This is a genomic window from Flavobacteriales bacterium, assembly GCA_016124845.1.
Taxonomy (GTDB): domain Bacteria; phylum Bacteroidota; class Bacteroidia; order UBA10329; family UBA10329; genus UBA10329.
Genome location: WGMW01000003.1, coordinates 1 through 19,361, shown reverse-complemented (window position 1 = coordinate 19,361; position 19,361 = coordinate 1). Strand labels below are relative to the sequence as shown.

General features: G+C 45.8%; 20 protein-coding genes. 6 read left to right on the top strand and 14 right to left on the bottom strand.

All coding sequences use genetic code 11. The annotated features are described in order from the left end of the window. Window positions 1–137: 137 nt before the first annotated feature. Window positions 138–1,379 (top strand): hypothetical protein, encoded by a 1,242-nt coding sequence (locus tag GC178_00800; protein ID MBI1286097.1) that lies wholly within the window; start codon window positions 138–140, stop codon window positions 1,377–1,379. Between the two features lie 84 nt (window positions 1,380–1,463). Further along, window positions 1,464–3,299, top strand: a complete 1,836-nt coding sequence (locus tag GC178_00795; GenBank protein ID MBI1286096.1) for a T9SS type A sorting domain-containing protein — start codon at window positions 1,464–1,466, stop codon at window positions 3,297–3,299. 56 nt (window positions 3,300–3,355) lie between these two features. Here GC178_00795 and GC178_00790 read toward each other — a convergent pair whose 3' ends face one another. Next, window positions 3,356–3,706 carry a helix-turn-helix domain-containing protein gene (locus GC178_00790; protein ID MBI1286095.1) on the bottom strand — a complete coding sequence of 117 codons (351 nt, stop codon included), beginning with the start codon at window positions 3,704–3,706 and terminating at the stop codon, window positions 3,356–3,358. Window positions 3,707–3,921: 215 nt separating this feature from the next. After that, window positions 3,922–5,025, bottom strand: a complete 1,104-nt coding sequence (recF, locus tag GC178_00785; protein MBI1286094.1) for a DNA replication and repair protein RecF — start codon at window positions 5,023–5,025, stop codon at window positions 3,922–3,924. Window positions 5,026–5,154: 129 nt separating this feature from the next. Here recF and GC178_00780 point away from each other — a divergent pair, with 129 nt between their 5' ends. From GC178_00780 to GC178_00770, 3 genes are all read left to right on the top strand, one after another. Continuing rightward, window positions 5,155–5,847, top strand: a complete 693-nt coding sequence (locus GC178_00780; GenBank protein MBI1286093.1) for a tetratricopeptide repeat protein — start codon at window positions 5,155–5,157, stop codon at window positions 5,845–5,847. A 1-nt stretch (window position 5,848) separates the two neighbouring features. Further along, a complete protein-coding gene (locus tag GC178_00775; GenBank protein MBI1286092.1) occupies window positions 5,849–6,343 on the top strand; it encodes a 6,7-dimethyl-8-ribityllumazine synthase in 495 nt (164 codons plus the stop codon). Between the two features lie 105 nt (window positions 6,344–6,448). Next, on the top strand, window positions 6,449–6,610 hold the full coding sequence (locus GC178_00770; protein ID MBI1286091.1) for a YqaE/Pmp3 family membrane protein: 162 nt from the start codon (window positions 6,449–6,451) through the stop codon (window positions 6,608–6,610). Here the strand turns inward: GC178_00770 and serA are convergent. Beyond that, on the bottom strand, window positions 6,604–8,502 hold the full coding sequence (gene serA / locus GC178_00765; GenBank protein MBI1286090.1) for a phosphoglycerate dehydrogenase: 1,899 nt from the start codon (window positions 8,500–8,502) through the stop codon (window positions 6,604–6,606). The two genes, GC178_00770 and serA, sit on opposite strands and share 7 nt — an antisense overlap. 6 nt (window positions 8,503–8,508) lie before the next feature. Further along, window positions 8,509–9,282, bottom strand: a complete 774-nt coding sequence (locus GC178_00760) for a DUF4625 domain-containing protein (GenBank protein MBI1286089.1) — start codon at window positions 9,280–9,282, stop codon at window positions 8,509–8,511. Window positions 9,283–9,408: 126 nt separating this feature from the next. Between GC178_00760 and GC178_00755 the strand changes: the two genes are divergently transcribed. Further along, window positions 9,409–10,503 (top strand): type IX secretion system membrane protein PorP/SprF, encoded by a 1,095-nt coding sequence (locus GC178_00755; protein MBI1286088.1) that lies wholly within the window; start codon window positions 9,409–9,411, stop codon window positions 10,501–10,503. A gap of 14 nt (window positions 10,504–10,517) precedes the next feature. Here GC178_00755 and bshC read toward each other — a convergent pair whose 3' ends face one another. From bshC to GC178_00705, 10 genes are all read right to left on the bottom strand, one after another. Then, window positions 10,518–12,110: a bacillithiol biosynthesis cysteine-adding enzyme BshC gene (bshC, locus tag GC178_00750; protein MBI1286087.1), complete on the bottom strand. Its 1,593-nt coding sequence runs from the start codon at window positions 12,108–12,110 to the stop codon at window positions 10,518–10,520. A gap of 100 nt (window positions 12,111–12,210) precedes the next feature. Continuing rightward, window positions 12,211–13,524, bottom strand: coding sequence for a 30S ribosomal protein S12 methylthiotransferase RimO (rimO, locus tag GC178_00745; protein ID MBI1286086.1), 1,314 nt, complete (start codon window positions 13,522–13,524; stop codon window positions 12,211–12,213). Between the two features lie 167 nt (window positions 13,525–13,691). Then, window positions 13,692–14,648, bottom strand: a complete 957-nt coding sequence (ftsY, locus tag GC178_00740) for a signal recognition particle-docking protein FtsY (protein ID MBI1286085.1) — start codon at window positions 14,646–14,648, stop codon at window positions 13,692–13,694. Between the two features lie 313 nt (window positions 14,649–14,961). Beyond that, window positions 14,962–15,120: a DUF4295 domain-containing protein gene (locus GC178_00735; protein ID MBI1286084.1), complete on the bottom strand. Its 159-nt coding sequence runs from the start codon at window positions 15,118–15,120 to the stop codon at window positions 14,962–14,964. Between the two features lie 6 nt (window positions 15,121–15,126). Beyond that, on the bottom strand, window positions 15,127–15,309 hold the full coding sequence (rpmG, locus tag GC178_00730; protein MBI1286083.1) for a 50S ribosomal protein L33: 183 nt from the start codon (window positions 15,307–15,309) through the stop codon (window positions 15,127–15,129). A 222-nt stretch (window positions 15,310–15,531) separates the two neighbouring features. After that, on the bottom strand, window positions 15,532–16,185 hold the full coding sequence (locus GC178_00725; GenBank protein MBI1286082.1) for a hypothetical protein: 654 nt from the start codon (window positions 16,183–16,185) through the stop codon (window positions 15,532–15,534). Between the two features lie 4 nt (window positions 16,186–16,189). Continuing rightward, window positions 16,190–16,834 (bottom strand): hypothetical protein, encoded by a 645-nt coding sequence (locus GC178_00720; protein ID MBI1286081.1) that lies wholly within the window; start codon window positions 16,832–16,834, stop codon window positions 16,190–16,192. Between the two features lie 4 nt (window positions 16,835–16,838). Next, window positions 16,839–17,324: a TIR domain-containing protein gene (locus tag GC178_00715; GenBank protein ID MBI1286080.1), complete on the bottom strand. Its 486-nt coding sequence runs from the start codon at window positions 17,322–17,324 to the stop codon at window positions 16,839–16,841. A gap of 11 nt (window positions 17,325–17,335) precedes the next feature. Beyond that, complete coding sequence (locus tag GC178_00710) at window positions 17,336–18,331, bottom strand: hypothetical protein (GenBank protein MBI1286079.1); 996 nt, start codon at window positions 18,329–18,331, stop codon at window positions 17,336–17,338. Next, on the bottom strand, window positions 18,331–19,212 hold the full coding sequence (locus tag GC178_00705; protein MBI1286078.1) for a nucleotide pyrophosphohydrolase: 882 nt from the start codon (window positions 19,210–19,212) through the stop codon (window positions 18,331–18,333). The genes GC178_00710 and GC178_00705 overlap by 1 nt, the downstream gene beginning before the upstream one ends. Between the last annotated feature and the right edge of the window lie 149 nt (window positions 19,213–19,361).

Here is a 19,361-nt window from a genome sequence, read left to right as displayed (position 1 = left end):
CTTTTCTATTGATTTCACCTAAATGTAACCGGAAGAAAGACCTTAAAACGACTGCATTTACAGCACCTGATATTTCAAGCAATTTCCATTCGGAATTAGGTTATCTTCGCGTTCCCGAAAAAAGCCCCTGAATCCGCATGTTTACTGAACTCTGGGAAACGTACAGTTACCTCCTTCCCTACTTGGCCATTCCTGTGGTGAGTGGACTTGTAGGTTGGGGCACCAATGCTTTGGCGATTTACATGACCTTCTATCCGATGGAGTTCGTGGGCATCAAACCCTTCTTGGGCTGGCAGGGAATTGTTCCCGCCAAGGCGGCCAAGATGGCCGAGAAATCGGTGGATCTGATGACCACCAAGCTTATTGATGTGCAGGAACTCTTCAATAAGATCGAGCCGAATCGCATTGCGGAGAACCTGATGCCCGTAATGGAACGCGTTTCGGTGCAGATGATTGATGAGGTGATGAAAAAGGAGGCATGGGTCATGTGGACCACCACGCCTCCATTGGTAAAGGAGACCATTTACAGGCGCGCGGTAGATGGCATGCCGCTGGTGGCAGAAAAGATGATGCTGGAGATCCGCGACAACATCGAAGATTTTCTCGACCTGAAAGGATTGGTGGTGGAACACATGACGGCCAATAAGCAACTGACCAACGAGATCTTCTTGCGCTGTGGCTCCGAAGAGTTCAAGTTCATCAAAATATCGGGGCTTTACTTCGGTTTCCTGTTCGGTATTGCGCAGGCCATTGTGTGGTATTTCAACGATTCGTGGTGGCTGCTGCCGCTGGGCGGATTGATCGTGGGCTGGGCCACCAACTGGCTGGCGCTGAAAATGATCTTCAACCCCAAACAGGAAGTGAGGATTCTGGGCATTACGTTCCATGGGCTTTTCATCAAACGGCAGAATGAGGTGGCCACCGAATACAGCAAGATCGTTTCGGATAAGATCCTGACCGTTGAGCGCATGTTCGACCGCATTTTCCGTGGCAGAGCCTCAGACGAGTTGGTGACCATGATGCACGGCCACATCAAACAGGCCATTGACGAGCAGGCAGGACTCTCCAAGAACATCTACCAGCTTTTTGCCGGTACCAAAAAGTATGACGAGCTGAAGAACATGGCCGCCACGCGCTTTGTAGAAAGCCTGCCGCTATCCATCCACCGCACGTTCGAATACACCGAAAATGCGCTGGACCTTGAAACCACCATGCGCGAAAAGATGGCAGGGCTGTCGCCCGATGAGTTCGAAGGCGTACTGCGCCCCGCGTTTCAGGAAGATGAGTGGATCCTTATTCTCGTAGGTGCCGTTCTTGGCGCCTTGGCAGGTTTTGCACAATTGGTGTTCTTATTCTCTGATGGTTCCATTCCCTTCTGAGCACCTTTATTAACAAAACCTTATTGGTTCATGCGCATTCCCAAATTTCGGGTAACTTAACTTGCGTTTCTCAACTCAACCTCCATGAACAGGATCTTTTCGCTGCTAATAACTTCAACCCTGATTGCGGTAACCGCCAAAGCCCAACCAACCCTTGTGTATCACGATATTGTGACCGACAACAACGGCAACCTCATACCGTGGTACAATGCGGATCACGGCACATCTTACGACCACTGTCTCGACCTTGTCTGGAACTTCTGGAAGAACATTCCCACCTGCTGCGGTGGCCACAAGTATTACATGATAGACCACTCCTACAACGAACCCGTTTCAGGGAACATGGTGGGTGGCGACCAGTTTGCCATGATTCTTTCCTCCTGGGCGTTGTATTATGCATATACGGGCGATACAGCCTTGGTACAAGACATGGTTTACATAGCCGATACGTACTTGGCAAACAGTCTTTCCCCATCTAACTGCGAATGGCCCGACCTGCCTTACGGTGCCAATTATGGCGACCAGATGGCTGCAGTTTATGATGGCGATTTCCTTATCGGACAGAACTACACCCAGCCAGATAAGGCCGGTTCGTTCGGTGCAGAACTGCTTAACCTTTACAAGATCACCGGCAACGAAGACTACTTGCAGGCCTGCGTCAAGATCGCCAATACCTTGGCAGATAAGGTTCAACCTGGCTCATCTTCTGTATCTCCTTACCCGTTCCGGGTGAATGCCATTACAGGCGACCTGCCTCCCTTGCTTCCCGATCCGTGGCATTACACCACCAATTTCATCCCCACAATGCGACTGTTCGAGGATCTTTCTGAAATGGAAATGGGAAATACTGCGGTTTACGATAGTGCCTATGGGATCATCAAATCCTGGATGCAGCAATATCCGGTTCAGAACAATGAGTGGGGCTCATTCTTCGAGGACATTCCAGTACCTTCAAAAACAGAGATAAACGCTGTAATGGCCGCCAATTACATCCTACAGAAAGGAGAGGAATGGGCGCCAACTTGGCAACAGGACGCCCGGAACATTCTGGATTGGGTACTTGATGTGCTTGGTAGCACGGCCTACCAGCAATGGGGCACCACCGCCATTTACGAACAGACGGCCGATATGAAAGAGGCTGGAAGTCATACCGCTCATTTTGCAAGTGCCGAACTGCTTTATGCTGAGAAAACAGGCGACAACTCGCGTGTGGAACAGGCCATCCGCCAATTGGACTGGGCCACCTACATGGTGGATTTTGACGGCAAGTGCAAGTTCTCGCCACAGGGAGCTTCCATCTGGTATACGGATGGGTATGGCGATTTTGTGCGTCACTTTCTACGGGCCATGGGGTCTTTGCCATCCATCTCATTTCCGTTTGATAATCACATGCTCCGAAGCTCATCCGTTATCAGTTACATGAATTACCAACCGCTGGAGATCAACTACCATACGTACGACAGCGCCTCTACCGAGATGTTCCGTTTGGTAGCGCGCCCAGATTGGGTGAAGGCCGATGGTGTAGCTCTCACCGAACTTAGTTCTCTGACGGGCGAAGGCTGGACTTGGACGGATTATGATGATGGCGGCCTACTGGAAGTTCAGCATGATAATGCACACCAAATGCAGATAGGTGGACTCACGCTTGGCATCACTTACCAAGCACCTACTAATCAGAAGCTGGAAATTTACCCTAACCCAGCCAAGGCCAATGTTCGGGTACATCTTCCATCTGTCGCCAGCGGTTCGTGCCAGCTGGCCGTGTTTGATGCCGTTGGAAGAATGGTGAAAAATGAACCGCTAACGCATGCCAATACCGATGTGAACTTGGATGTTTCGAACCTGCCAGGAGGTATTTATACCGTTCAGTTCCGCAATAGTAGCCATACAGCGTCCAGCAAGTTGGTCATCAGGCGGTAGTTACCATTTACATCGCCAAATAGACACTTGAGTTGAATCTTCATCTTTTATCGATTTTACGAATTCCGGTACTCCTCCACCGTTTTATCGGTGTAAAGAATCAGGACTTTTTCCATGACTTTTCCGACCCCATTTCGGGGTGGGATTTCAGCCTGTTTTCGAGGCTCATTTTGAGCCATTGAAACGGGTGTTTTTTCATCCGTTTTCCGACCTCTCAAAAGCCACTCTGACGACACCTCTGGAAAGCTTTCCAAGACCTTCAGAACGAAGTCCAAACTTGGCTTGTTCCGACCCGAAAGAATATGGCTGATAGCACTTCGTTGCACCCCAATTCTGTCGGCCATTTGGGCCGGAGAAAGCCCTCCGTCTTCCATGATTTTCTTGAGCCTTTCAGTAATCGCTTCCATCGTTTTACAAATGTAAACGATTACGGGATGATACAATTGTAAACCAAATGAAATTAGCTTCAATTAGGATTTCAAAAACTCAAACCATCAATTACGATTAATACATTTAATTAATTGATTATTAATGATATATATAATTTAAATTGACAATTGTAAATTTCAATGAAAACTCACCCGATTTACAGATGTAAAACGGTTACGATCGTCACAAATAGTTACTGATCGACTTGAATTTCTCCCTGAGAAATAGGAAAAACGCGGACGTCTTTTTCGTCCTTCAAAAGTTCGGCCACACGCGCTGGATGCGTGTCGGTAATGAAGATCTGTCCGAAGGCTTTTTCGCCCACCAATTTCAACAGCTCCCCTACCCTGTCATCATCCAATTTATCGAAGATATCATCGAGCAAAAGCAGGGGTGTAATTCCCGACTTTTCATGCATCACTTTGAACTGTGCCAACTTGAGTGCCACAAGGGCCGATTTCTGCTGTCCCTGCGACCCGAATTTCTTCATTGGAAAACCGTTTATCGTCAGCCCCAGATCATCCTTGTGGATACCTATTGTGGTATAGGTCGCAGCGCGATCCTGAGCCACGTTTTCCTTGAGAAGACCGAGCATGTTTCCATCACTCAACTGACTGTCATAATCCAACCCGACCTCCTCCACAGAGCCAGAAATGGTCTTGTAGAAAAAGCTGAAAGCCTCAATGAAATCCTGCAAAAAAGCCTTTCGCCTTTCGTAGATCATCTGTCCGCGCTGCGACAGCTGCACGTCCCAAACATCCAGCGAATCAGCTTGGAAAGTTCTGTTCTCTCTAAAGTACTTGAGCAACGCGTTCCGATGCTGCAATGCCTTATTGTAGTGCATAAGGTTTTCCAGATACTCACGGTCAAGCTGCGAGATAACGCCATCCAGAAACTTCCTGCGAAGGTCACTTCCACCATTGATAATGTCCGCATCTGTTGGTGCAATGATCACCGAAGGGAACAATCCGACATGATCGATCAGCCGTGCATATTCCTTCTTGTTCCGTTTAAACTGCTTCTTCCCTTCTCGCTTCAATGCACAGTACACCAGCTCATCCTCACCATCTTTGACAAACCCGCCACTTACCACCATAAAAGGCTGGTCGCGCTGAATGTTCTGACTATCGATCGAGTTCAGAAAACTCTTCGTCATGGAGAGATAGTGTACCGCATCGAGCACGGTGGTTTTGCCCGAACCGTTGTTCCCCACGAAGCAGTTGAACTTCTTTCCGAGTTCCATATCGGCACCCGAAATGTTCTTAAAATGAACCAATGAAAGTTGCTTGATGTACATAGCGGAACGAGCGTTGGCAAATGTAACGAAAGCACCATTCTACGCGGTTTTCACCCCACTTTCGAAGCTGAAAACTGGTGCTTTTTCCAATTGAAAATATCCTATTTTTGCGCTTCGAAAAAAACGGACATGGCCAAGAAGACCAAAGAAGCTGAAAACGAAGAATTGATCGTTGATGTTGAGGAAGTTTATTCCAAAACGGAAGACTTTATCAATCAGAACCAGAATCTCATCCTTGGGGTTGTTGGAGCAATCGTAGCTGTAGTTGTCGGATTTTATGCTTACAACCGCGTTTATCTGGAGCCTTTGGAAGAAGAAGCGAGCGGACAGATGTTCATGGCTGAGCAGTATTTTCAGAAGGACAGTTTTGACCTTGCATTGAACGGTGATGGAAACTACCTCGGTTTCTTGGATGTGGCCGATGAGTACGGCAACACAGCCTCAGGAAACTTGGCACACTACTATGCTGGCATCTGTTACCTACGCTCAGGTCAGTACGAAGACGCCATTGACGAACTTGAAAGTTACGATGCCGCTGGCGAAATGCTCGGACCTGTTGCTCTTGGCGCCATCGGTGATGCGCACATGGAATTGGGCGAGACCGATGAGGCGCTGAACTACTTTGAGAAGGCTGCCGATGCCAACGACAATGACTTTACCGCACCTATTTTCCTTCAGAAGGCCGGATTTGCTGCTGAGAAAGCTGGCAAGTTCGATAAGGCCATCGACTACTACACACAGGTGAAGGAGAAATACCCGAACAGCAACGAAGGCCGCGATGCCGCCAAGTACATTGCGCGTGCTGTGGCTAACATGAACTGATTTGGCCTCGGCTCTTAAAAATCTATCATCTTACGATGCGAATACGGTTCCTTCGGCCGAAGGAATGCGCTTCGCGGTTGTAGTAAGCGAGTGGAACACGGAAATCACCGAAGCACTTTACCAAGGTGCCAAAGAAACCCTTCTGAAATTCGGAGCCAAGGCTGAGGATATCGTTCGCAGAAACGTGCCCGGAAGTTATGAGCTGACCTTGGGAGCACAACTGATGGCCGAACGAAATGAGTTCGATGCCATCATCTGCATCGGAGTGGTCATTCAAGGTGAAACGAAACATTTCGATTTCATCTGTGATGCCGTGAGTCAAGGAATCACGAACTTGAACATCAAGTACAATCTTCCTGTGATTTTCGGGGTTTTGACACCGAATACCATGCAACAGGCATTGGACCGCGCGGGTGGTGTTCATGGCAACAAAGGCGATGAAGCTGCCATCACCGCCATCAAAATGGCTGCGTTGAAAAAGGAACTGGCTTCCTGATCTTTACACAGAGGTTTAATCGAGAAATTGAGATTCACAGAGTGACTCTGTGCAACAGATGTACTCGGAGTATCTCCGTGCAACAGACAAACTTATATTTACAGCATGTCTTTAGGTCGCGTTATCCTTTCCATCATCTTCCCGCCATTGGCCGTTTACGACAAAGGCTGCGGGTCGATTCTTATTGTGTTCATTCTTACCCTGTTGGGATGGGTGCCGGGCGTTATCGCTGCCCTCATCATCCTCAACAAGAACGAGAATCAGTAAAGCACGCGTAGCTTGATGGTGTGATCGATACGCCTGAGTTCATCCACCACATCCGAGTTGTATTCCTTATCAATGTCCGTGATGACGTAACCGATCTGCTGATTGGTCTTCAGATATTGTCCCACCACGTTGATATTGAACCGTGAGAAAATGTTGTTGATACGCGCCATGATGCCTGGCACATTCTGATGTACATGTAGCAGTCGGTGCGCACCTTTCACCTCAGGAACACGGATGTTGGGCAGATTCACACTACCGAAGCTATCGCCAGAGTTGACATAATTGACCAACGCCTCTGGAACGTAAGCTGCAATGTTCTTCTGAGCCTCAATGGTACTTCCGCCCACGTGTGGTGTGAGAATCACATTATCCATTCCCGTGAACGGACATTCAAACGGTTCATCGTTCGATTTCGGCTCCACTGGAAAAACATCGATGGCTGCTCCACGGAGTTTACCGGAAACAAGCACAGCTTTCAACGCATCCAGATCGACCACTTTCCCTCTGGCCAGATTGAGGAACACGGCTCCATCTTTCATCCAGCCAAGTTCCTTTTTGCCGATCATGCCGTTGTTCTCCGAGCGTCCGTCAACATGCAGCGTCACCACATCCGACTTGCTCATCAACTCGCGTAGCGTTTTTGCTTTCTGCGCATTTCCCAACGCCAGCTTCTCCTCCACATCGTAATACATTACCTGCATGCCCAATGCTTCGGCCAACACGCTCAATTGAGCACCGATGTTTCCGTAACCGACAATTCCGAGTTTCTTGCCGCGTATCTCAAAACTACCTTTGGCCGACTTATCCCATTCACCACGATGCATGGCCATGCTCTTTTGATGCGTGCCGCGCATCAGCATGATCATCTCACCGATGACCATTTCCACCACACTCCTTGTGTTGCTGAATGGCGCATTGAACACGCAGATACCTTTGTTCAGACAAGCGTCAAGATCGATCTGGTTCGTTCCGATACAGAACGCCCCGATGGCCAAGAGGCGATCAGCAGCTTCCACAACCTTCGCGGTAATCTGTGTTTTCGATCGGATGCCAAGAATGTGTCTGCCTTTCACAGCTTCGCAGAGTTCATCCTCGGTCATGCTGCCGGCCATCAACTCCACTTGATAACCTTCGCCTTTCAGCATCTCAACAGCATCTTCATGAATACCCTCAAGGAGCAACACTTTGATCCTGTTCTTCGGGTAAGAGATGGCCATCGGGAGTTTCTCCTTGTAAAGGATCTCATCCAAACTTGGAGCGATATGATCCGCTTTATCGAGGATGTTCTTACGTTCCACATTCTCAGTGAACGCGTAGAATTTATCGGCAATACCAGCTGCACGCATCTGGTAATCAGAGAATCCATCACCGATAACATGCACTTCGCCCGGAAGCTCCATTTTTTTCAGCTCATCGATCTTGCCATCAGGTTTAGAAAGGTCATTTTCTCGGTCGAATCCGATGATCTTACCGCCTTTGTTGTACCTGAATGTATTGGCATGGATCCGTTCGGACGGAATACCATATTTGGCCATGATCGGATCGATGAACTCTTTGAATCCGCACGAAACGATGTAGATATCGTCCGCGAACTTTTTAAAGAAATCCTTATTCCGAGAGATGGAAGGTGAGATCTTTCGGCTCAAACGTTTCACCAGCACATCCAAATGATCTTTGTGCGCATTAAGGATCTTCAATCGCTTCTCCAGCGATTCGGTAAATGTGATGTCGCCATCAACACCTTGATCGGTGATCTTGGCGATCTGCGCGATCTTCTCCTTCTTCTTCGGATCACCTTTCAGTGATACCTCCGCCAACTCTTCAAACGCCTCCACCTGCGTGAGCGTACTGTCAAAATCGAACACGAATGTTCTTTTTTTGGTCTCAATCATTGAAAATCAATACTTAACGTAAAATGGAATGGAATATGAAACGCCCGAATACTTGTCCCAAGCGGTGTAATAAACATGATATGAACCTTGGGTCCACGTACTATCGATCGGAACCCACCACGTGCCATCATAAGTAATGGCATTATCAACTATTACTGGATAAGGCACGTAGATCATGGTATCAGAGAAATTTACGGTTCCTACAAAAAGTTCGGAATAGGTCAACTCTTCAGCATCGGTTATGATGCCTCCAAGGAGAAAGCCCTGTCCATAACCCAAGGTATCGTAAGGTGTGGGACCGGTCACATTGAAGGTTGGTGGTACTGAATCGGCACTGTTCTTTATCTCAAACAGCACCGTATCCCGGATAGATTCGTTACCCTCCACATCGACACACGCCATGGTAAATTGATAATGTCCATTGAACGTGGATGCAGGAAGATCGAGCGTTTGGTCGTAGTTGTAATCCGTTGGCTTTCCAGGAATGGCGTCAATATAGGTTATGGAATAGGTGCTATCAGCAGCAATATCATTGAGCGAATCAATTCCGTTCAGCGTTATCTTATACTGCAAAACACCTGTATTATCGCTCAGATCAGCACGAACCCGAAGGCCATCATTCGTGTAAACTGCCCCATCTTCTTGCGGTGAATACACCACGACCGTTGGTTTCTCCGTATCGTCCGTTGTATTACACCCTATCGCGAAGGGAATCAAAACCACTAAAAAAAACCAACGTTTCATTCGAAAACGAAGGTACTTCAGCAATTTGACCCACATATGAGAACATTGAAAAAATGTTCATGATCCGATGTTAAAACCATTGTTCCACGAAAAACTTCAACTTTATGTAACGAAATCCGATTTTGCGAGTATAAATCGGCAGTTTTGGGACTAAGATTCGATATGCGGAGACTACTACTTTCGGTACTTCTTGGGTTGAGCGGACTGTCTGCGGCACATGCGCAGGATCCTACATTCACTCAGTTTTATGCGAACCGGACGTACATCAATCCTGCTTATGCCGGTGCCGATCTTGGTGTACGGGTCAACATGAATTACCGAAATCTATGGACTGCTGTTCCGGGTGATTTCTCTACGTATTGCGCTGGTGTTGATATAGGTGACCCGAATATATTCGGTGGTATCGGTTTTCTGGCAACCGTTGGAAATGAAGGCGAAGGACAATTGCAGTCGCAACGGTACAGCATCATGTATTCATACCGATTGATCGTCATTCCACGGATGTTTGACCTCCACTTTGGTTTGGATGCCGCCTACATGAGCAAGCAGATCAAGAATTGGGACGCGTTTGTTTTCTCCGATCAGTTGCACCCGATCTATGGAAATATAAACCCGACCAACGCGCAGCGACCTGATAAACTGAAAGTACAAATGCCAGATTTCAACTCAGGTATTCTGGCACGGTTCAACATTCGTCCCGGTGGTGGAAGAATGCGCACACGGAAAGTGATCGCCAACACGCTTGGTTTCGCGGCCCATCACATTACCCAACCAAACGAATCATTGATCGGCAGAACCGAAAAACTACCGATCAAATTTGTAGGTCACTACAGCATGATGGTTTCGCTTTCGAAGCCAAGAAGTAAGAATCCGTTCTACCTTTCGCCCAATATCATGTACGAGCATCAGCGTACGCTTTCTACGCTGAACGTAGGTATGTATGCCATGCGAGCACCATTGATGATCGGGGTTTGGTACCGAAATGAGTTCCGATTTGAAGCGAACGACACCGATGCGTTGATGTTCAACGTGGGCATGCGCGGCACCAATCGCGACAAGACCTTTATGTATCAGGTCGGTTACAGCTACGACCTGACGCTATCTAAACTTGCAGGATCAACCTCCGGTAGTCACGAAGTTGCGCTCATCATCGAGTTTACACGTGCCGGTTTCAATAAGAAATCGCGTATTGCACGTAAGCGCGCCCGAAACTGCTACAACTGGCAGGGACCTGGAAGTACTCCAAAGATCTTCTAAGAACGATTTACGGTTCAATCGAAAGTCAGCACACGAAATTCTGTGCTGAAAGGTTCTGTTGCATCGTAAACGGATGACCAGAAAATTGACTCACTTTTGGAGAACGGTTGCAAAAAATTGATGTGTCGTTCCTGAAGGAATCCGTTCGGGAAAAGATGTGCATGCAGTTTTCGGATGCGATTGACCGAAACCTCGTTCTGCTGCTTCAAGGCGCGCGCAAACCTTCCGCCCCATTGCTCAACACTTTTCTGAACGCGTGTCTGTTCCGCCTCGACAGAAGCGACCAGTGAAGCATCAATATCATCAGCCTTCTCCTTCAATAACCCGTACAACTGAGCTAAGAGATCCAACTCTGAATCTAAGTTGACATCCGTATCCGAAACTTCCAACACGTGTGCTTTCACCAACTCATCAACGGAATGGAACAGATCTTCGGGCAACAGCTTCAATTCCGTCATCCGCTTGGAAGAACCGTGGTCAATCAAAAGGAAATGGTTCCGCAATGAAAGCATCGGAAAACTCACACCCATTTGCGTGAAATAGTCTTTGTACTGTAGCCAGTAAGACAACTCGCCTGCTCCACCGACATACGTCAAATTCGGCAGAATGAACTCTTGAAACAACGGCCGCAACACCACATTCGGACTGAAATTCTCGGGATGTTCCTTCAACTCCGCTTCAAGCTCTTCCCGTGTAAATCGAATATCCGTCTGAAAAACCTTGTAGCCCGATTCGGTCTCTACAACTCGGTTACGCATACCATCGGCCAAGTAAAAACAGTTCACTTGGCGCGGGTTCACCTGTACGTGATATCCCGAAGCTTCAAGCCGTTGGTTCGTTGAACGGACCAATGCAAACGGCTCGCATTCAAAGTCTTTCTTGAAGAACTCGAAAAAAGGACGTTTCAATTCTGCATCATCACTATCAATGATCACCAGACCTTTCTCACCGAAAAACTCATTCACGAAATATCGCGTAGCATCCGAAAGTTTATCGAACTTGTAATAAGCCGTTCGGAAGACCTCAATGAGCCGTTTTGTCTCTTCATTGTTCGGAAAGACCGCTTCCAACTGATCACAGAACTGTTCCAAACTCGTTGGGTTCATTCTGCCCGTGGCGCCTGTCTGATCGGTTTCCCAAACGTATTTCTTCCCGAACAGATTGAAATGCCCCACTTCATCCAGATCATGATCCTCGGAGTTCATCCAATAAATAGGAACAAACTGATTTTCGGGATATGCTTTGCGAAGCTGCTCTGCCAGTTTTATCGTGTGGAAGATCTTGTAGATGAAATACAGCGGGCCCGTAAAGATGTTGAGCTGATGGCCCGTGGTGACCGTAAACGCGTTCTCATTTCGTAGCGATTCAATGTTCTTAAGCACCGAATCCTTTGCACCACCAATGGTTCTGTATTGCTTCAGAAGCGCATCTGCCAGTAACTCCCGATCAATCGGAAAATTCTTCCGCGATTCAATTTGCTTGGCGTAATTCTCCAACGAATGACGGAATCCGTAGAATTCCTTCACCGTTTCCGCACCATTCACATAATCAAGGATCAGTCGGTTGAACCGCTCTGTATGCTCCAGCGAAATGGTAGAGATTTCCATCTAAACAACAACATTTTATAGCCACAGATGCACAGATTTTCACAGAATTCTCACAGAGACGATAGTTGATGCTCTGTGCGCTCTGCGTTTCTGTGGCTTTTCATGATTTTACTTTTCCGAAAAGGTCGAAGTGTTCCGCATCCGTGATCTCCACATTCACAAAATCACCGATCCGTAGGTAATTGTCTTCAACAGGAATCAAAACTTCGTTGTCCACTTCAACGGAATCGTACTCCGTTCTTCCAACGTAGTTTTCGCCTTCCTTCCGATCGATCAATACATTGAGCGTTCTACCAATCAACTCCTGATTCTTTTCGAGGGAAATCTCCTGCTGCACTTCCATAACCAGTTCAGCGCGTCTTTGTTTTTCCTCTTCGGGAATATTGTCCTCTAAAAGATACGCGTGCGTGTTCTCTTCGTGTGAATACGTGAAAACACCAAGCCGCTCGAAACGCATCGCCTTCACCCAATCAAGCAACACCTCAAAATCCTCTTCGGTTTCGCCAGGATAACCAACGATCAATGTGGTTCTCAACGCAATTCCGGGAACTTTCTCCTTAATGAGATTCAGAAGCTTGGTTGTCTTTTCCTTGGTAGTTCCTCTGCGCATAGATTTCAGCACCGGGTCTGCAATATGCTGCAACGGCATATCCAAGTACTTGCAGATCTTCGGTTCGCGCGCCATTACGTCCAGCACATCTTCCGGAAAACCTGTTGGGAACGCATAATGCAGACGAATCCACTCAATGCCTTCCACTTTGCAGAGTTCGGTGAGAAGGTCGGCCAACCTGCGTTTGCCGTAAATGTCAATTCCGTAGTAGGTAGAGTCTTGCGCGATCAACATCAACTCCTTCACACCTTTGGCCGCCAATTTCTTAGCCGATTCCACCAACTCCTCTATAGGTGTAGAAACGTGTTTACCACGCATCAGCGGAATGGCGCAGAAAGAACATGGTCTATCGCAACCTTCCGAGATCTTGAAATACGCATAATGAGATGGCGTGGTCAGAAAACGCTCACCTACCAATTCGTGCTTGTAATCCGCACCCAGAACCTTCAGCAGCCGAGGAAGATCACGCGTTCCGAAATACTCGTCCACATTCGGGATTTCCTTTTCCAAGTCTGGTTTGTAACGTTCAGAAAGACATCCGGTAACGAATACCTTTTCCACAAGTCCGTCATCCTTTGCCTTGGCAAAACGAAGTATGGTCTCAATGCTTTCCTGCTTGGCATTGTCAATGAAACCGCAGGTATTGATCACTACGATATTCGAATCATCCTTGGTGCTTTCGTGCTCCGCCTCAAGGTCATTCGCTTGCAATTGTCCCATCAGAACCTCACTATCGTAGAGATTCTTGGAGCATCCCAACGTGATGACGTTGATCTTGTTCTTTTTGAGTGTGCGTGTTCTCATTCGGGCTGCAAAGAACGGCATTCCTTACTTCAGGTAAAACCGAAGTAGAAACCGTGTTCCTAAAATTTCACCGTATGGCTCCCCTACAAGTGAAACTCACCCAGAGACGCTACTCGAAGTGTCACTTTCTCCCCTTTGGGGAGATGCCGAAGGCAGAGGGGTTGGTATCATTTCCCTAAGAACAGCGAATCCACAAATTCTTCGCGGTTAAAAACCTGAAGGTCTTCCATACCTTCGCCCACACCAATGTATTTCACAGGAATTTTGAACTGATCGGAGATACCGATCACCACGCCTCCTTTGGCAGTTCCATCCAATTTGGTCAAGGCCAAAGCGTTCACTTCAGTTGCTTTCACAAATTGCTTGGCCTGCTCAATCGCGTTCTGTCCGGTCGATGCATCCAAAACCAATAGTATTTCATGCGGTGCGCCAGGAACAACCTTGTCCATCACTCTACGGATCTTACTCAACTCGTTCATCAGGTTCACCTTATTGTGCAAGCGCCCTGCCGTGTCAATAACCACCACATCGGCATTCTGCGCTACGGCCGACTGCAACGTATCGAACGCCACAGAAGCGGGGTCTGCATTCATTCCTTGGTTCACAACAGGAACCCCAACGCGTTGCCCCCAAATGATCAACTGATCAACCGCAGCAGCACGGAATGTATCTGCAGCCCCCAAAACCACCTTCTTTCCCGCACTCTTCAGTTGATGCGCCAACTTACCGATGGTCGTGGTCTTACCCACTCCGTTCACACCCACAACCATAATTACATACGGCTTCTTGTCTTCTGCGATCGGCAATCCGCTTACATCCGCGCTGTTGTTCTCGCTCAGAAGTTCCACGATCTCCTCACGAAGGATCTTATTCAACTGATCCGTCCCCACATATTTATCACGCGATACACGCTCTTCAATGCGCCCGATGATCTTCAGCGTGGTATCCACACCAACATCAGACGTCACCAACACCTCTTCAAGGTTATCGAGCACCTCATCGTCAACCTTCGATTTTCCGATGACCGCCTTCGTAAGTTTCGAGAACACGCCCTCGCGCGTCTTCTCCAAACCCTGGTCAAGCTTCTCCTTTTTTTCCTTCGAAAAGAATCCGAACAATGCCACCTTCTGTCAATTAATAATTAGAAACGAAAAATTATGAGTTCATGATTTTCAGCAATGCCAACTTACATGAAATAGCCACAACTTGTCCCAACCCTTCGGGAGAAACGAAGAAAACATACAGGTCTTCCCGAAAATCTCTGTGAAATCTGTGAAAATCTGTGTTTCTGTGGCCAAAAAAATGTCCTTTAAAAGTCCTGTTTACAGTCTGATAAGCAGAGCAATTGTCAATTAAAAATTGCCCATTGTCAATCGCAAATAAAAAAGGCTTCTCCCTTAGGTTAGAGAGAAGCCTTTCATTCAATGCGGTAACGTCTTAGTCCTTTTGTGCAAAAAAGTCCTTCACGTGGTCGTTATGTACAACTTCCTGACGGAAAGTGTAACCACCGGTCTTATCCGACTTCACCATTTTGATCACTTTGGTGAAATCCTTACCTGAACCTGTCTTAAGCGTTGCTACTGTCTTCTTAGCCATGACCTATTACTTTATCTCTTTATGAACCGTCATCTTTTTCAAGATCGGGTTGTACTTTTTCAATTCAATACGCTCTGGGGTGTTCTTTCTGTTCTTCGTGGTAATGTACCGCGATGTTCCAGCTACACCACTCTCCTTGTGTTCCGTACACTCAAGGATCACCTGAATTCTATCTCCTTTCTTAGCCATTTCGCTGCTTCAAAATTTTGGGAGTGCAAATGTAATGTTTTCATTCCTTTATACAACACCCCTTTTTCAATTCAATCCATTACACATCTGTTTTCCTGACTGCCTGCCCTGAGTCTGTCGAAGGGAAGGAAGGACCTCATCATTATTTCTCTTTAGTATTCCCCTGCGGGGCTCATACCCCTCGCTTCACTATGGGGTATCCGCTACAATCCTTAACACATGCTACTTCGGTCCGTTAATCAGTCTAAGTAACTCTTTGGAATATTTCTCTAACGTCTTGTTTACCTCTAAAAGATTAGAAATGAGTTCTTCATAATCAGGATAGTTGCGTTGAACCATCTGACGAGAGAGCTCCGAATTCTCTTTTTTATCAATTTCGGCATCATACCATTTTCTAAACGCAGCTTGGTACTTTGTCAAGTGTGGTCGAAGACCTTTGTTCAAGATATCAACCGTTAGTGTTATAAGTTCAGATGAAGCGCCAGAATTGGCAACGAATTGAGATGGCAATCCTTTGATTTCATTTCTTACCACCTGAAAAAGGCTGTACCATGAATTGTAAACCTCGGCAATGACATCATTGTCTTTATCGAACGGAAGCGCAGCTTTTCTTGTTATCAGTTCAATGTAGATTTTGTGGGCAATCTCAACATTTTCGGAACTTCTGACAATCTTATTTTCATAGTCAATAACCCCAGTTTTAACCGTAACTGTAACTTCTTCAGTCTGCCAATTGGGCTGGAGATTTTTTCTTCTGTACCAACGAAACAAAGCCAGCCCTACAATCAATATTAAAAATGGCCCAAGAACTAGCCAATCGGTTGCGAAGCTAATTTCTGGTTTTGACCAATCTACAGAGAAGCTTATAATGTCCATTTGATCAATCGTTTCCAGGTTTCGTCAGATTTAAATGCTCCTCCCAACTATCGTTGTTCGATTTCCAGTTAATTGGATCTCCGCTAATGCCAATATCAAAATTGCCTGTAAGCCAATCAACGAACGCCACTATAAGATCAGGAGAAAAATTTCGCTTGTAACTTCTTCCCTCACTACAAATTCCTTGAAGTTCTTCAGGTATTTCCACAGACCGGTTACCGAAATAGTAGAAGGTCTGAGACACTAACACATTTTCTCCACCAGTATCATTCTCTAAATGCGTTACGTTAGGCTCTCCACTCGCTAGTGAATGTGCCGAATTCTCTTGTACCCAATCTCCATTGACCTTGTGATAAAAATTATCCCCATACATCTGGGTCAGCGTACCGTTGATAACAGGCTTTTTGTACTCAAATCTATCGTCATTCCAATATTCATCCAAGGTCATTTTTTCCTCAACTTTCATAGCATAGATCAAGTGATGAATATTACCTAATGCAACGCTTCCAGTTCCAATAATCCAATCTCCAATTTCAAGATGAGAATGTCTTCGGATTGCAGGTTTACAAACCGCTAAAGTGCAGTAACCACCGAAAGGGTTTGGAGCCAAACCAAAATCATGTTCAATCTTATAAGAGAATACATTCATTTTCCTAGCATTTAATTCGAACAATATTGTGGATCGGTCCGCTTGGGGTTCCGTCAGGGTTTTCAGGTGCGACAACTTTTCCCTGCATTATATCAGCCAACTTATCCAACGAATTCCAACCAATTGGGCTACCACCATATTTCTTGTATGCCTCAGGTAATTCCACAGAATTATTACTGCCGTGTGTGTAAATACCTACTATGGTTTTCCCTTGACGGTAAGCTTCCCTGATTTCATAATTGACCCAAGGTCTATTATGAGTTTCTGGACCAATCAGACAAATAAATGTTTTAGCCCAAGATATACCCCTTCTCAAATAACGGGCTATCACACGGTCGCTTGGTATCTTACCATTTTTGTGTTTAGTGCTATCAATAGAACTATTACGCACATTTTGTCCGTTTGCAATCAACCGTTGTTTAAGGCGCTGAACGTGCTTATCGTCATGACCGTAATGGCTGATAAATACATTATGGGTGTTGCTAGGCATCTAACTATTACTTATTCAGGCACAATCTCCCATGAAGGAGGGAACTCAAATTGAATTTTTTTGAGTGAACTGGGACGATACTTCTGCTTAATCCTTGTTCTTCCAGAACTTCCAATTAAATCTGGATTACTAACTCGTAAGTACTTATCTACCTCACAAAATAGGTTTTGGCAGTCAATTAACTGCAACGGCCTACCCCATAATCCGTCAAACTTCAAATCAAGCCTATCAAACTCAGCCAATTGATTGTCAGCCATTAACTTAATAATGTCCTCTTCATTGTAGTCCCCTAAATCCGTAAAACACTTCCTGATACCGTCAATTGCCCCAGGACCAGCCTTAACAAATTCCATTTCGGAGAAATTGGACACAGAACTGTAATTGATGTCAATAGCATATTGGTAGGCAAGGAACTTTCCAATCGAAGGAAGGCTTAATAGGGAATTATACTGTTCCTCCATTCCTTTACTGGTCAACAACTTGGAAGAAAATCTATCATCCACAACCAACTCGATTAGTTTCAAATGATTTTGGTGCTTCATTTTAAAACCGAAAGCACTTTTTCCTGAAGCCATAATGTAGGCTGCAGAATAAATTGAACCGTTTACGTATTTGGCCTTATCCAATAAGGACGCGTAAGTATTGAAATCGTAAGTTTCATATGAGATTTCTTTCAAGTGGCTTCTAAGAAATTCCCAAGTCTCAATCTTGTTGAAGATTTTGAAAAGCAATATCCGAAACAACAACTCCCCAGGCTCATTACTTCCCTGGCCAATAACATTTCTTATCAGGTATTGGCTTACCCGATCTGTTGCTCTGTAAACATTAGTGAACTTGTAGACCCGAAGAATTGGGTCTTCGGTCCAAGGGGGTTCTAATTCATGAAATCTTCGATAGAATATTTCCAATCGCTCAGCAGCAAATCGCCAATAAGTATCATACCCTTCTGACTTTCTAGGTTTGTTCTTCTTTATGATGATGGACGGAGAAAAAGTATCAGCTTGCATCACTTCTTACCGATATAAATCAACTTTCTGTTCTTGATACTTACCAAAACCCTACCTCCATTGTTTTTTCGCAATTCGTGATAAACCTTGTAAGAATTGATAATTGCCGTCTCCCATTGACGAGTTGTACAATCACGGATCTCAATTCCACTAACCAATTTCTGTATCGTTTGTAGGACTTCCGTATCAACCCTCTCGCTGTATTTAAACAACTCATGGTTTTGAGCATGACTGTAGATATAGAGAGTGATCAACTCTTCAACAATTGCGGCTCTGGCTCCGTCCTCCACTTCATCTGTTGTATCATCACTTCTTCTTTTCAAATCCATCAACTTCCGCACAACGGCAGACCAACCGAGAAAGGCTACGTACCCAAAATGAAATACATCGTGAAACCTGTATCCATCATCATTGTGTGAATTATCAGTCAAAGGATCTCCTACAAGGTTTCCTTTTGCATCAACAATTCGGAGCATGCTTTTCCCATTCTTTTTAAATGGCTCGAATGAAATTTCAAATTCACGTGGGAACCGTTCCTTTTTTGGGTAAGCTTCATCGTATATTTTAAACTGTTCAGGGTCTGGCTCCATAAACCTTTCCTTGGTTTTCTTAAGATTATCCCTAGCAATCTCCTCTAAATCAAGGCCTTGTTGAGTTGCAATCGTGGATATGTACCACAAAACATCTCCTAATTCTTCCTTTAACTTCTCTTCAAAACCTGGATAACCTTCGGCATCACGAACTTTCTTCTTTAGTTCACTCAGAACCGACCCAGCTTCTCCAATAATTCCTAGGAAGGGAATCACCTTATCCATGTTTTCATCGGCTATATACTTTTGGATTGTGGTCCTTGCCTCTTCCTGGTACTTTTTGAACTTCATGGCATGTATTTATTTCGTACGTCTCCCTATAAAGGATTGATTCCGATATTTCATAGCTTAATAGGCTTTTTGATTATTTCCCACGCTTTTTCTTTCCCTATTGCAGATGCTGGCGACTCTGCATACGAAACAAATATTTCGTTTTGTTT